General features: G+C 64.6%; 9 protein-coding genes and 1 pseudogene. 1 reads left to right on the forward strand and 9 read right to left on the reverse strand.

Annotated features, from left to right (window positions below; all coding sequences use genetic code 11):
- Nucleotides 1-182: 182 nt before the first annotated feature.
- Nucleotides 183-2486: pseudogene (locus F3H95_RS01625) on the forward strand (ATP-binding protein); the annotation flags it as partial.
- Here F3H95_RS01625 and F3H95_RS01630 read toward each other — a convergent pair.
- From F3H95_RS01630 to F3H95_RS01670, 9 genes are all read right to left on the reverse strand, one after another.
- Entirely contained in the window at nucleotides 2479-5460 is a 2982-nt protein-coding gene (locus tag F3H95_RS01630; RefSeq protein WP_149745079.1) for a bifunctional [glutamine synthetase] adenylyltransferase/[glutamine synthetase]-adenylyl-L-tyrosine phosphorylase, read from the reverse strand. The pseudogene F3H95_RS01625 and the gene F3H95_RS01630 sit on opposite strands and share 8 nt — an antisense overlap.
- A gap of 35 nt (nucleotides 5461-5495) precedes the next feature.
- Nucleotides 5496-6917 (reverse strand): ATP-binding protein, encoded by a 1422-nt coding sequence (locus F3H95_RS01635; RefSeq protein WP_143126493.1) that lies wholly within the window; start codon nucleotides 6915-6917, stop codon nucleotides 5496-5498.
- Nucleotides 6914-7666, reverse strand: coding sequence for a response regulator transcription factor (locus F3H95_RS01640; RefSeq protein ID WP_280177825.1), 753 nt, complete (start codon nucleotides 7664-7666; stop codon nucleotides 6914-6916). The genes F3H95_RS01635 and F3H95_RS01640 overlap by 4 nt, the downstream gene beginning before the upstream one ends.
- A gap of 105 nt (nucleotides 7667-7771) precedes the next feature.
- Entirely contained in the window at nucleotides 7772-9334 is a 1563-nt protein-coding gene (locus F3H95_RS01645) for a Do family serine endopeptidase (RefSeq protein ID WP_143126494.1), read from the reverse strand.
- Nucleotides 9335-9482: 148 nt separating this feature from the next.
- Complete coding sequence (locus F3H95_RS01650; RefSeq protein WP_280177815.1) at nucleotides 9483-9941, reverse strand: cytochrome c-type biogenesis protein CcmH; 459 nt, start codon at nucleotides 9939-9941, stop codon at nucleotides 9483-9485.
- 86 nt (nucleotides 9942-10027) lie between these two features.
- Nucleotides 10028-12016: a heme lyase CcmF/NrfE family subunit gene (locus F3H95_RS01655; protein ID WP_143126496.1), complete on the reverse strand. Its 1989-nt coding sequence runs from the start codon at nucleotides 12014-12016 to the stop codon at nucleotides 10028-10030.
- Entirely contained in the window at nucleotides 12013-12462 is a 450-nt protein-coding gene (ccmE, locus tag F3H95_RS01660) for a cytochrome c maturation protein CcmE (RefSeq protein WP_149744706.1), read from the reverse strand. The genes F3H95_RS01655 and ccmE overlap by 4 nt, the downstream gene beginning before the upstream one ends.
- Complete coding sequence (gene ccmI, locus F3H95_RS01665; protein WP_149744707.1) at nucleotides 12459-13637, reverse strand: c-type cytochrome biogenesis protein CcmI; 1179 nt, start codon at nucleotides 13635-13637, stop codon at nucleotides 12459-12461. The genes ccmE and ccmI overlap by 4 nt, the downstream gene beginning before the upstream one ends.
- Nucleotides 13638-13846: 209 nt before the next feature.
- Nucleotides 13847-14269 carry an RT0821/Lpp0805 family surface protein gene (locus tag F3H95_RS01670; protein ID WP_143127990.1) on the reverse strand — a complete coding sequence of 141 codons (423 nt, stop codon included), beginning with the start codon at nucleotides 14267-14269 and terminating at the stop codon, nucleotides 13847-13849.
- Between the last annotated feature and the right edge of the window lie 101 nt (nucleotides 14270-14370).

The raw sequence follows: 14370 nt of genomic DNA on the forward strand, positions 1-14370 counted from the left end.
TGCCACCACCTGAAGCTTTGTCGTGGCAATCCCTGCAGCCGCTGATTCCGGCTGCGGCAAAAACCCGGCGTCATGGTTAACAATTTATGACCACACGCTCTGGACAAGCCGAATCGGCTTTGATTCACTGCGCATAGTTCGCAAGCGGCATTGCGAATCAGCATGAGGGATCAATCAGAGCGATGGCGGACGTGCAGCGGGAAACCGCAGCCGGAGAACGGTTGCGTTTCAAATTTCCGGATTGGCTGGGCGTCGCGCTCGGCGACGGAAACGGGCTGCGTGTATTGCGGCGCCGGCTGGAAGACCTGCCGAGCGCCGAACTGTGGCTGAAGCGCTCCATCCCCCTGCTGATCATCGCCTTCCTCGCCGTGATCGCGGCCTCTCGTCTGCTCGGTCTGGTGTCGGAACGCGCCCGCATGGAGGAGGCCGCCCGCCAGTCCACCGCGCTTTTGGCGTCGGCGAGTGCTGCTGCGTTTTCCGGCCACGAGCAGGCCTTTGCAACCGATGACCGCAAGGCGGCGGAAGAGCGGCTGGCGCTGTTTTTGCCGAAGAACCGGCTACAGGCCGGCGCCTTTGTCATCCTGGTCGATTCCAGCGGTCGCATCTTCGGCGGCACGCCGCAGGCCAGTGCCTACATCAACCAGCGCCTGGATTCCCTTTTGCCGGAAATGGTCGCCCTGCGCCGGTTCGGCGGCGATGACGGCGTGATCGAGACGGCCTTCAACGAAATCCCGCACTACGCCTCCATCCGCGCGCTGGGCGGCCCGCAAGGCGGGCTCGTCGTCGCCGGCCATTCGCTGGAAGGCGCCGATCAGTTCTGGCGCCAGCAGGTGTCGCTCAACGTCACCCTGTTCACCGGCATCTCCTCGGTGCTGCTCGTCATTCTCTACGCCTATTACATGCAGGTGAAGCGCGCCCGCGACGCCGACGAGATCTTCCTGGAATCCAACATGCGCGTCGAAACGGCGCTGTCGCGCGGACGCTGCGGCCTGTGGGATTTCGATCTCGCCAACCGCCGGCTGTTCTGGTCGCGCTCCATGTATGAAATGCTCGGCCTGCCGCCGGGCAACAACATGCTCTCGTTCAGCGAAGCCGCGCGACTGATGCACCCGGCCGATGGCAACCTGTTTGCACTGGCGCGTGCCGTCGGCCGCGGCAATGCCAAGCAGATCGACCAGGTGTTCCGCATGCGCCATGCGGCTGGCCATTACGTCTGGATGCGCGCCCGCGCCCAGGTGATGAAGTCGAGCAGCGGCCGCACCCATGTGATCGGGATTGCGATGGACGTCACGGAACAGCACCGTCTCGCCCAGCGCTATGCGGAGGCCGACCAGCGTCTGGCGGACGCCATCGAATGCACCTCCGAAGCCTTCGTGCTGTGGGACAAGAACGACCGTCTGGTGATGTGCAACACCCACTTCCAGCAGGCCTACGGGCTGCCGGACACCGTGCTGGTGCCGGGCACCGAAAAGAGCGTGGTGACGGCCGCGGCCGCCCGCCCGGTCATCGAGCGGCGCATCGTCGATCCGGATCATAACGGCTTTTCGCGCACCACAGAGGTGCAGCTTGCCGACGAGCGCTGGCTGCAGATCAACGAACGGCGCACGCGCGATGGCGGCATGGTGTCCGTCGGCACCGACATCACGCTTCTGAAGCGCCATCAGGAGCGCCTGCGTGAATCCGAGCGCCGCCTGATGGCCACCATCGGCGATCTCTCGGCCTCGCAGAAGAAGCTCGAGCGCCAGAAGGCGGAACTTTCCGTCGCCAATGCCAATTATCAGGCCGAAAAGGAACGCGCCGAGGCCGCCAACAAGGCAAAATCCGAATTCCTCGCCAATATGAGCCACGAGCTGCGCACGCCGCTCAACGCCATCCTCGGCTTCTCGGAAATCCTGGTGAATGGCATGTTCGGCCCGGTCGGCTCGCCGAAATACAGCGAATATGCCCGCGACATCCATGACAGCGGCAAGCATCTGCTGAACGTCATCAACGACATCCTCGACATGTCGAAGATCGAGGCAGGTCACATGAAGATCGTCTGCGAGAGCATCGATCTCGCGCCGCTGATCGAGGAGAGCATCCGCCTCACCGCCATGCCGGCGGAAGCCAAGCTGATCGCCGTCACGCAGCGCGTCACCTCCGGCCTGCACATGCATGGCGACCGGCGCGCCATGAAGCAGATCTTCCTCAACATCCTGTCCAATGCGGTCAAGTTCACCAACGAAGGCGGCCGTGTTGAACTGCGTGCCCGCCAGTCGGAGCGCGGCATCTGGCTCACCATCGCCGATACGGGCATCGGCATTCCCAAGGCCGCACTCGGCAAGATCGGCCAGCCCTTCGAACAGGTGCAGAGCCAGTATGCCAAGAGCAAGGGCGGCTCGGGCCTCGGTCTCGCCATCTCGCGCTCGCTGGTCACGCTGCATGGCGGCACCATGCGCATCCGCTCGGCCGTCGATCGCGGCACCGTCGTTGCGCTGTTCATTCCTCAGCAGCGGGGCTGCTGCGCTGGGACAGGCACGCCTGCAGGATCGATCGCACGCTCTTCGACAGCCGCTTGACCTCGGCCTCGATCAGCTTGAGGCTCGGTGCATCGCCCGCCGTGCACAACCGCTCGATCAGGCCGGCCGGTGCGTCCTTCGGGTCGAAGGCGCCTTCCACGCACAGCCGGATGATCTGCGAGAGTTCGGTATAGAGCCGGAGCGCCGTCACGCAGGTCTCCAAATCGTCCGGGCTCAGGCGCCCGCTGGCATTCCGGCGCAACGCCGCCTCTGTCCCGCTCATCGAGACGGCCGCCTCATCGTCCTGCCCCGCCGCCCCGGACGGCGCGACGAGTCGCAGATATTGCGCGATGAATTCGATGTCGATCAGCCCGCCGGGGATCAGCTTGAAATCCCAGAGATCGCGTGGCGGCTTTTCCTGCTCGATCAGCGCGCGCATTTCGGAAACGTCCGCCGCCGTCTTCTGGCGGTCGCGCGGTCTTGCCAGCACATCGGCGATCACCTGGCCGGCCTCGGCCATCAGGCTCTCGTCACCGCAGACAAGGCGCGCCCGCGTCAAGGCCATGTGTTCCCAGGTCCAGGCCTCCTCCTCCTGATACCTTCGGAAGGCATTGATACGGGTGGCGACCGGCCCCTTGTTGCCGGAGGGACGCAGTCTCAGATCCACCTCAAAGACGATCCCCTCCGCCGTCGGTGCCGAAAGGGCCGCGATCAGCCGCTGCGTCACGCGGGTAAAATAGCGCATGGCATCGAGCGGCTTTGCACCATCCGATTCCTGCACCGCCTCCGGATAGTCGTAGAGCAGGATCAGGTCGACATCGGAGCCCGCCGTCAGCTCGTAACTGCCGAGCTTGCCCATGCCGAGAACGGCGACGCGGCCACCGGGATAGGTTCCATGCGCCTGTGCCATCTCGCCAAGCACCGCCCTCAGCGCCTGTTCGATGACAAGGTCGGCGAGATCGGTAAAGGCGCGACCGGCCTGGACGCCGGAAATCGTTCCGGTCAGCAGGCGAATTCCGATCAGGAAGCGCTGTTCGGCGGTGAAGATGCGCAGCCGATCCAGCACCTCCTCGTAATGGCGAGCGCCACCGAGAAAGGTCGTCAGCCGCTCGGAGAGATAATGCCGCGTCGGCATTTCCTGCATCAGGCCGGGATCGAGCATGCCGTCGAACACATGCGGGCGCGCGGCGATGATATCGGCGAGCCTTGGCGCCGCCGCCATGATCATCACCAGCAGCGACAGCAGACCGGGATTGTTGCCAAGGAGGGAAAACAGCTGGATGCCCGCCGGCAGCGCCTTCAGGAAACCGTCGAAGCGCAGCAATGCCTCGTCGGCGCGCTTGCTCGCACCAAAGGCAGAGAGAAGCTCCGGCATCAGTTCCGTCAGCCGCTCGCGCGCCTCGACGGATTGCGTCGCCCGGTAGCGCCCGTAATGCCAGGTGCGGATCACCCGCGACATGTCCGCCGGCCGCTCGAAACCCAGTTTCGACAGCGTGACCAGCGTCTCCGGATCATCGTTCTGCCCGGTGAAGACCAGATTGCCCTCGCTGGCCGAAAGCTTCGCCTCCTGCTCGAACAGGCGCGCATAGCGACGTTCGACACGGCGGAGCACATCTTCGAGACGAGCGGAAAACGTCGCCGTGTCGGCAAAGCCCAGCATATAGGCAATGCGCTTCAACTCGGCCTCGGTCTCCGGAAGGCGGTGGGACTGCTCGTCGCGCACCATCTGGATGCGATGCTCCACATCGCGCAGGAACCAGTAGGCTTCTGTCAGTTCGGCGGCGATTTCCGGCGTGATCCAGCGGGATTGGGCAAGCGCGGCAAGGGCAGCCTCCGTGCGTCGCTCACGGATCGCCGGCACGCGGCCGCCGGCAATCAGCTGCTGCGTCTGTGCAAAGAACTCGATCTCGCGAATGCCGCCCCGCCCGAGCTTCACGTCATGCCCCTTGACCGCGATCACCCCATGCCCCTTGTGGGCATGGATCTGCCGCTTGATCGAGTGGATGTCGGCGATCGCCGCATAGTCGAGGTATTTGCGGAAAACGAAGGGCGTTATTTCGCGCAGGAAAGCCTCGCCGGCCTTCAGATCGCCGGCCATCGGCCGCGCCTTGATATAGGCGGCCCGCTCCCAGTTCTGGCCGCGCCCCTCGTAATAGATCAGCGCCGCCTCGACGGGCACCGCAAGCGGTGTCGAACCGGGATCGGGCCGCAGGCGCAGGTCCGTACGGAACACGTAGCCGTCACCCGTCCGCTCCTGCAGGATGCGGATCAGCCGGCGCATCATGCGACCATACACTTCGGTCGCTTCGGCCGGGTCCGGCAGAATGCCGCTGTCCGGATCGAAGAAGACGACGATGTCGATATCGGAGGAATAGTTCAGCTCGCCCGCGCCGAGCTTGCCCATGCCGAGCACGATCAAGCCGGAACCGTCGCTCGGCCGTGCGGGATCGGCAAGCCGCAGCTTGCCGGCGTGATGAGATGCCAGCAGCAGGTGATCCATGGCGGCCGCCACCGCCGCATCGGCAAGCTTCGTCAGCCATTGCGTCGTTTCGCGCGCATGCAGCAGCCCGGAGAGATCGGCGAGCGCCAGCAGGAAACTCACCTGCCGCTTGGCATCGCGCAATGCGGTCATCACCTCGGACTCGGTCGGGGTCACCCCATCCATGCGCGGCTGCCAGCAGTCACGCGCGCCAGCCAGGGCCGCCTCCAGCTGCGGCTCCAGCGCCTCCTCCAGCGCGCACGCCAAAAGTTGGGGCCGGATCGCCGCAATGTCCTTGAGGTAGGGCGAGAGCGAGAGCGCGCCGACGAGAAAATCCTTGAGCGGTCCGCCTTCAGCAAGAACAGCGGCAATCGCCGCCTCGCGCGCCCCCATCTCCTTCAGCGCCGAAAGCGCCGAGCGCGCCTCGGTCTGGTTGAAGGGTTTCAGTTCCCGCACCGTCTGCGTCAGCCGCCGAACCGTCATCGTCACGCATCCTCCCTATGCTCCTCATGCTCCCTTTAGAGCTTCTGGAGGGGAAACACCATCGTAACGGTCAGTCCTGGTTGCACTGCCTCATCGCCATGGGTAGCGGAAAGCTCCAGCCGGCCGCCATGCAGTTCCATCACCGCCTCCACCAGCGAAAGGCCAAGCCCGGTCCCCGGCTTGGAGCGGCTTTCGTCGAGACGCACGAAGCGCTTGGTCACTTCCTTGCGCTTGTCGGCCGGAATGCCCGGCCCGCTATCGGCCACGGACAGGTGAAGCCCGTCCGCCTGCCGGCGCAGGATCACCCGGATCGGTTCGGCCCCATCGGCCTCACAGGCATATTTGATCGCATTGTCCAGGAGGTTGAAGATTGCCTGCCCGATCAGTTCGCGATTGCCGTGCACGGCAAGCCCGGGCTCGATATCGGTGGTCAGCGCCAGTCCCGCCTCCTCCGCCACCGGCTCGTAAAGCTCGGCGCTGTCGGCGGAAATGGCCGAAAGATCGACACTCGTCATCTCGGCGGCAATCGAGCCGGCCTCCACGCGTGAGATCATGAGGAGCGCATTGAAGGTACGGATCAGCTGGTCGGATTCGGCGATGATGCCTTCCAGCGCCATCCGGCGGCTCTCTTCCCGATCCTGGGCCAGCGCATCGGCCGCCTTGTTGCGGAGCCGGGTCAGCGGCGTCTTGAGATCGTGGGCGATGTTGTCGGAGACCTGCCGCAGGCCTTCGTTCAGCTTCTCGATGCGCTCCAGCATGGCGTTCAGCGATTCGGACAGACGGTCGAACTCGTCGCCGGAAACGCCAACCGGCAGGCGCTGCGAAAGGTCGCCCGCGATGATCTTGGTGCTCGCCGCCGACATCCGGTCGATGCGTTTCAGCGCATTGCGGCCGATGCCGAACCAGATCACCAGCGCACCCAGCCCCATGATCGCCAGCGCCACCATCAGCGCACGCCGCACGATGCCGCGGAACCGGCCGGGTTCGCCGAGATCGCGGCCGATCATCACCCTGAGGCCATTGTCGAGGAAGAACACATTGGCGGTTGCCACATGCGGCCGCGGCGGCCCGGTCTCGGTGAAGGGCTCGTAATGGAAGGGAAAGCGGGTCCAGCCCTCATTGTCGAGCACGCCGGGCTCGACACTCGCCACATTGCCGGCCAGCATCTCGCCGCTCGAACTTGCGATCACGTAGAGATTGGCACCCGGCTGGCGCGCCCGCCGCTCCATGATGCGCAGCAGAACGGTAATGCCGCCGCGTTCATAGGCGCGCAGGAAATCCGATGTCTCCTGGATAAGCGCCTCGCGCACCTGCTGCGCCAGAAGCCTCTCCGACATGGCCGTCACATAGACCACGAGGAAGGCCGCGCAGAGCGCAAACAGCAGGATGTATAGCGCCGAGAGCCGAACGGTCGTCGAGCGAAAGACAAGGCGGATACGGCTGAGCGAGGGTTTCACGCCTCGTCCTTGATCATGTAGCCGGCACCGCGAATGGTCTTCAGCAGCGGCTTGTCGAAATCCTTCTCGATCTTGGAGCGCAGGCGCGACACATGCACGTCGATCACGTTGGTCTGCGGGTCGAAATGGTAATCCCACACGTTTTCGAGCAGCATGGTGCGGGTGACCACCTGACCGGCATTTTTCATCAGATATTCCAGCAGGCGGAACTCGCGCGGCTGCAGAAGGACCTCCTTGCCGCCGCGGCGCACCTCATGCGACAGGCGGTCCAGTTCCAGATCGCCGACCCGGTAGACCATGTCCTGTTCCGGCGCGCCCTTGCGACGGCCCAGCACCTCGACGCGGGCCAGAAGCTCGCTGAAGGCATAGGGTTTCGGCAGGTAATCGTCGCCCCCGGCGCGCAGGCCCGTCACGCGGTCATCCACCTGGCCAAGTGCCGAAAGGATCAGCACGGGCGTGTTGATGCCACGCTTGCGCAGCTCGGTAATGACGGAAATGCCGTCACGACGCGGCAGCATACGGTCGACCACCATCACGTCGTAGGCATTTTCCGAGCCCATGAACAGGCCGCTTTCGCCATCACTGGCGTGATCGGCCACGATGCCGGCCTCGCGAAAGGCCTTGGTCATGTAGGCTGCGGCTTCCAGATCGTCTTCAATCACAAGAATCTTCATGTGCGGGACAATAGCGTCCGTCACGCCATCCGTAAAACAGGTTTCGGACTTTCCATCGCTCTCATGTCCGGTCATCTGCATGGGTGAAAGCCTCATCGCATGGAAACACAATGCCGAATGAAAGAGAGGCGCCGAGCCATTCCCGGCCCGGCGCCCCGTTTCAGAAAGGCTCGGCCCCGGTCAGCCTTCGTTCAGCGGCAGGGCGATGAAGCGGCTGCCGTTCTGAGACTGGATCTGGAAGAGTGCACGGGTGCGGCCATCCTTGCGGGCTGCTTCGATCGCCTTGGTGATATCGGCGGCCGAAGATACCTGCTGGTTGTTGACCGAGGTGATCTTTTCGCCTTCGCGCAACCCCTTGGCGGCGGCCTCGGAGTCGGGATCGACATCGGTCACGGCCACGCCATTGCCGTCATCGGACGGGGCAACCGTGATACCCAGTGCCGTCAGCGCCTTTTCGGTGGAGGGCTGCGAACCCTGATCCTGGTTCTGGCTGCTTTCCGCCTTGGTCGCTTCGTCGCTGGCCAGATTGCCGAGCAGAACCGTGACGGACTGCGCCTTGCCATTGCGCCAGATCGACACTTCGGCCTTCTTGTTCGGCCCGATCGCGGCCACCTTCTTGGCGAGATCGCGGGCATCCTTGACCGGCTCGCCATTGACGGCGGTGATTACGTCACCCTGCTTGATGCCGGCCTTGGCGCCCGGAGAATTGTCCTGCGGCGCAACGACCAGCGCACCCTTGGCTTCCGAGAGGCCAAGCGAATCCGCGATGTCCTGCGTTACCGGCTGGATCTGTACGCCGAGCCAGCCGCGTTCCACCTTGCCGTCCTTCATCAGGTCGGCGATCACGTCCTTGGCGGTGGAGGCGGGGATGGCAAAGGCAATGCCGACGCTGCCGCCGGAGGGCGAGAAAATCGCGGTGTTGATGCCCACCACTTCGCCGTTCAGGTTGAAGGTCGGGCCGCCGGAATTGCCGCGGTTGACGGCTGCATCGACCTGGATGAAATCGTCATAGGGGCCGGAGCCGATGTCGCGACCGCGGGCGGAAACGATACCGGCCGTCACCGTGCCGCCAAGGCCGAAGGGATTGCCGACAGCCACCACCCAGTCGCCGACGCGGGTCTTGCTGTCATCGGCAAACTTCACATAGGTGAACTTGCGCTTGGCATCGACCTTCAGCAGCGCCAGATCGGTGCGGCTGTCCTTGCCGACCAGCTTGGCATCGAGTTCAGTGCCGTCGTTCATGACCACCGTATAGGCCGAACCATCCGAGACGACGTGGTTGTTGGTAACGACATAGCCGTCTTCCGAGATGAAGAAGCCGGAGCCCTGGGCGACGGGGCGCAGGTAGTGCGGGCGCTTCGGGTCGCGCTGGGCGCGGTCCTGGTTCTTGCCGCCCTGGCCCTGCTGGTTGCCGAACTCCCGGAAGAAGCGCTTCAGCGGGTGGTCGTCCGGCAGGTCATCGAAGCCGCGACCGCCGAAATTGAACGAAAAACCGTTGCCGCTGTCATCGGAAACAGGGGTCGCATCCGACTTGACGCGAACCGAGACGACAGCCGGCGAAACGGCGGAGACCACGTCGGAGAAACTCGGAACCTGCGGTGCGGCGACCGTCACCGGCTCGGCGAAGGTCTGGTAGACCTGGGCCGGGATGCCGGTGGAGAGCATGACGGCCGCGAGGCCCGCCACGGTCGATCCCTTCAGCACGGTTTTCAGGGAGGGACGTCCGATCTTGCTCTTGAGCATTGTAAGATACCTTCTGCTTCACTTCATTCAGACTGGAGTGCCGGCGATCCGGCGGCGGTGGATGACAGAAGATATAGGGTGGCCCGCCTTAACTGCATCTGTCCGGCGGGTGAAATGTTCGTAATGTTTCCGAATGTTGCAGAGGCCGTCACTCGCCGAGCAGCGCATCCAGCCGGGCTTTTTCCGCTTCGGTCAGCGGTTGCTCCGTCACGGTCGCACGGCGGCGGCGCATGGTCAGCACCAGCGCAAGCGCTCCGGCCGCCAGAAGCACGGCCGGCATGCACCATAGCAGGACCGTCCTGGCGCTCAGCCTCGGCTTCAACAGCACGAATTCGCCGTAGCGGGAAACGACGTAGTCGATCACCTGGCTATCGCTGTCACCGCGCACGATCCGTTCGCGCACCAGAAGCCGCAGATCCTTGGCCAGCTCCGCATTCGAATCATCGATCGACTGGTTCTGGCAGACCATGCAGCGCAGCTGGCCGGAAAGCGCACGCGCCCGCTCTTCCAGCACCGGGTCCTTCAGCACCTCGTCCGGATTGACGGCGAAGGCCGGCATGGGCGCCAGAAGAAGGACAAGCCCGAGGACAATCCTTGCAAGGCGCAAGCCGCGCCCTTCGGCCGGCCCAGAGCCTCCTCGTCCCCCAACGGAGAAAAGGCCCATGCAGAAACGAAGATCCCTTGGAGGCGTGATCATTCCGCCGGCTCCATCTGCGCCTTCACCGCCTTCGTGCGGCGGCTCGGCGCGCCGACCCTTAGGCGACGGTCAGAGAGCGAGACGAAACCGCCCAGCATCATCACCAGCGCGCCCCCCCAGATGCACAGGATCCACGGCTTCCACCAGATGCGCACGACGATGCCGCCATCGTCCATCGGATCGCCCAGCGACACATAGAGCTGGCTGAGGCCGAAGCTCAGGATGCCGGCTTCCGTCGTCGGCATGCGGCGGGCTGTATAGAGCCGCTTGGAAGACCAGACATCGGCCACCGTCACGCCGCCGCGACTAATGGTGAAATGCGCCCGCTCCTCGGTGAAGTTCGGGCCGACCGCCTCGCGCATGCCGTCGAAGATCAGCGTATAGCCGCCGGCCTCCGCTGTCTGGCCCTGCTTCATCTCCACCACCGTTTCCGTCTGGAAGGTGGTGACGGCGACGATGCCGAGCACGGTGATGCCAAGCCCCATATGCGCGAGCGCCGTGCCAAAGGCCGAGCGCGGCAGCCCCTTCAGGCGGCGAAAGGCGATGGAGACGGCAAGCTTGCCGAAATTGGCGCGATACCAGAGATCTGCCAGCGCACCGAGGATCAGGTAGAAGCCGAGTGCAAGCCCGAGCGCCGCCAGCACCGGCCCGCCATGCTCGGCATAAAAGAGGCCAAGCCCCGCCAAAAGCGAAAGCCCCGCCACCAGATAGAGGCGCTGCAGCGCGCCCAGAAGATCGCCGCGCTTCCAGGCCAGCAGCGGACCGAAGGGCACCGCCAGAAGCAGCGGGATCATCAACAGGCCGAAGGTCAGGTTGAAGAAGGGCGCACCGACGGAGATCTTCTCGCCGGTCAGGGTCTCCAGAACCAGCGGATAGAGCGTGCCCGTCAGAACCGTGGCGGCGGACACCGTCAGGATCAGGTTGTTCAGCACCAGCGACCCCTCGCGCGAGATCGGCGCGAACAGGCCGCCGCTCTTCAGCTGCGGCGCCCGCCAGGCAAACAGCGTGAAGGCGCCGCCGATGAACAGGCTGAGGATCGCCAGGATGAAGATGCCGCGCGACGGATCGGTCGCGAAGGCATGCACGGAGGTCAGCACGCCGGAGCGCACCAGGAAGGTGCCGAGCAGCGACAGCGAAAAGGTCATGATCGCCAGCAGCACGGTCCAGATCTTCAGCGCCTCGCGCTTTTCCATCACCAGCGCCGAGTGCAGAAGCGCAGTGCCGGCAAGCCAGGGCATGAAGGAGGCGTTTTCCACCGGATCCCAGAACCACCAGCCGCCCCAGCCAAGTTCGTAATAGGCCCAGTAGGAGCCCATGGCGATGCCGGCGGTGAGAAAGGTCCAGGCGGCCAGCGTCCACGGCCGCACCCAGCGCGCCCAGGCCGCATCGATCCGTCCCTCGATCAGGGCAGCGACTGCAAAGGAGAAGCAGACGGAAAAGCCGACATAGCCGAGATAGAGCAGCGGCGGATGCACCGCGAGCCCCGGATCCTGCAGCACGGGATTGAGGTCCTGTCCTTCGGCGGGGGCCGGATCGAGCCGCAGGAAGGGATTGGATGTCAAAAGGATGAACAGCAGGAAGGCGAGACTGATCCAGGCCTGCACGGACAGGACCGTCGCCTTCAGCGTGTCCGGCAGGTTGCGGCCGAACACCGCCACCATGGCGCTGAACAGCGTCAGGATCAGGAGCCACAGCAGCATGGAGCCTTCGTGATTGCCCCAGACGCCCGAGAGCTTGTAGACCATCGGCATCAGCGAATGGGAGTTTTCCCAGACATTGCGCAGGGAGAAATCCGAAACGGCATAGGCCCAGGTCAGCACGGCAAAGGCAAAAGCGACCAGCGCGAACTGAAGCACCGAGCCGAGGGGTGCCAAGGCCATCAGGGCCGCATCGCCGCGCCGCGCGCCAATCACGGGGGCGATGGAAAGGATAAGCGCCGTGGCCAGCGCCAGCACCAGCGCGTAATGGCCGATTTCGATGATCATCGCTTGGCCCCCTCGCCTTCGTTCCACACGCCCTTTTCCTTCAGGCGATCGGCCACCTCCTTCGGCATGTAATTCTCGTCATGCTTGGCGAGCACCGTATCGGCACGAAAATCATGGCCCGTGTCGAACACGCCCTCGGTCACCACGCCCTGCCCCTCGCGGAAAAGGTCCGGCAGGATGCCGGTATAGCGAACCGGCACGCTGGCATTGCCGTCGGTCACCTTGAAGCTGACCGTCGATCCCGCACCGCGCACCACCGAACCGGCTTCCACGAGACCACCAAGACGAATTCGGGTACCCGGCGAAACATTGACGGCCGAAAGATCGCCCGGCATGTAGAAATAGGCCACCGACTGGCTGAAGGCGAACATCACCAGCAGCACCGCCACCATGATGAAGCCCATGCCACCGCCGATCACGGCCAGTCGCTTCTGCTTGCGCGTCATTGCGTCACCCCCTCGACGGACAGGCCAATCTCCCGGGCGAGCGCCACAAGACGCTGTCCCGGCGCACCATCGGCCGGAAACGTCTTCAGCCCCATGCGCAGCGCATCGGTCGCTTTCCCGTCCTCGCCCAGAACCTTGTAGGAGCGCACCAGCCTCAGCCATCCCTCGATATTGTCCGGATCGTCCTTCAGCCTGGCGGCAAGGCTCGTCACCATGCCCTCAATCATCTGCTTGCGGTCGCCCGCACTCATGTTCTGCGCTGACTCGACCGCCGCCGCATCCGGATTGCCGGGCGCCTTCCCGGAAGCCTTGCCGATCTGGGGTCCGTCGGACGGCGTTGCCAGCGGCGCACCGCCATTGCGGGCGATATGCTCGTTGACCAGCGCCATCCAGGCCGCACCCGGCGGCGAATCGGCTGCGAGCGCGCGAAATGCGTCGAGCGCTGCCTGCCGGCGTCCGGCCTGCTCGTCGGAGAGCGCCAGATAGAAGCGGGCGCGCATGTTGCCACGGTCGAGTTCGACGGCGCGCGCGAAGGATTGGCGGGCATCGAGCGTCACGACGCCTTCATTGGCGGCAATCAGCGTCTCGCCGAGGCCGGCCAGCCGGTCGGGGGTTTCGCCGAGCAGTGCGATGGCCCGGCGATAGGCCATCTCGGCATCGCCGAGGCGCTGGCTGCGGAAATAGATCGGCGCGAGCAGATCCCAGCCGGCGCCATCCTGCGGGTTGGCGGCCAGATGCCGTTCGGCCTTGGCGACCAGCAGCGCCATGTTGTTGCCGGGATTGGCCAGCCGCGCTTCGAGCGGCTGCGCCGGAAGGCCGGGACTGCCGAGCGTCACATAGAGACCGATGCCGACGAGCGGCAGACAGAGAAGGATCGAGAAGGTGGTGAGCTGATGCTTGCGGGAGGCAGGTTCCGTCCCGTCCCGTTCGGCGCGGGCGGTCTTGTCGGCGACGGCCAGCAGCCGGCGACCGATCTCGGCACGGGCATAGTCCGCCTCCGCGGCACCGATCAGCCCCTGGTGCCGGTCCCGCTCGATTTCGCGCAACTGGTCGCGATAAACGGCTGCCTCATCCTCGTGCCCCTTGCGGCTTTCGGGGATGGGCCGCATCAGCGGCGCGATCAGGATCGCCGCCACCAGGGCCGTGAAACAAGCAAGGACGATCCATAAAACCATAGAGGCCAATTACTTCAAGCTGGCCCGCATTCCAACCGGAAGGGGGACGATGACACGAATTTGAGGCGTTTGACCACAAGCTCTCCCGCACCTATGGCGGCGCAGTCTGCGTGCAGCCTTGATGTGCGTCAATCGAACCTTGTCCCTGCGGCGCTGAACCGCAGGCCGAGACGAGAGCTGGCGGAACCCCTTCGCCTGATGCCCGGACGTTACAGCAGGGGCGTCCAGGTGCCGTCGGCATTGCGACAAGCCGCCCCACGGGCCGAGACCTCGCCATCCTCCGAGGTAACGGTGTGGGTGTACTGGCGGCAGTTCTGCGACCCCACCTGATAGGGGGCGGCCGCTACCACGGTGCCGCTTGCGCCGCGGCCCTTCCAGGCCACCGATTGCCCCACCTCGCCCTGCTCGAGGGCGCGATACTCGGCTTCCAGCGCGCGCTGGCGGTCGCTCTTGCTGATCTCGGCCGGCAGGCGCCCGACAATGCCGCCCTGAAGTGCTGCGATATAGTCCACACCCGGCTTGCGACTGGAAAACAGTCCGCCCGATCCGATTCCTCCCGAGGTTGCGCAGCCGGAGAGGGTGCTCGCGGCAATCAGGGCAGACAGGGCAAATGTGACAGCGCGCAAAGACATTCTTCTCCAACCAATCGACATCAACAGCAGCCTTCCGGCAACGGCATCGCAATCCTCGTCCTTGCGCTCCGCACCAGATCTTTTAGCCTTTTCGTGGGCGA

Source organism: Rhizobium sp. RU35A (assembly GCF_900156005.1).
In the GTDB taxonomy this organism is placed as follows: Bacteria; Pseudomonadota; Alphaproteobacteria; order Rhizobiales; family Rhizobiaceae; genus Neorhizobium; species Neorhizobium straminoryzae.

Bases quoted from the DNA above. Each gene is read 5' to 3' on its own strand.
- F3H95_RS01630 (WP_149745079.1), bottom strand. From the start codon at position 5,460: ATGACGGTTCGGCGGCTGACGCAGACGGTGCGGGAACTGAAACCCTTC.
- F3H95_RS01640 (WP_280177825.1), bottom strand. From the start codon at position 7,666: ATGACCGGACATGAGAGCGATGGAAAGTCCGAAACCTGTTTTACGGAT.
- F3H95_RS01645 (WP_143126494.1), bottom strand. From the start codon at position 9,334: ATGCTCAAGAGCAAGATCGGACGTCCCTCCCTGAAAACCGTGCTGAAG.
- F3H95_RS01655 (WP_143126496.1), bottom strand. From the start codon at position 12,016: ATGATCATCGAAATCGGCCATTACGCGCTGGTGCTGGCGCTGGCCACG.
- ccmE (WP_149744706.1), bottom strand. From the start codon at position 12,462: ATGACGCGCAAGCAGAAGCGACTGGCCGTGATCGGCGGTGGCATGGGC.
- ccmI (WP_149744707.1), bottom strand. From the start codon at position 13,637: ATGGTTTTATGGATCGTCCTTGCTTGTTTCACGGCCCTGGTGGCGGCG.
- F3H95_RS01670 (WP_143127990.1), bottom strand. From the start codon at position 14,269: ATGTCTTTGCGCGCTGTCACATTTGCCCTGTCTGCCCTGATTGCCGCG.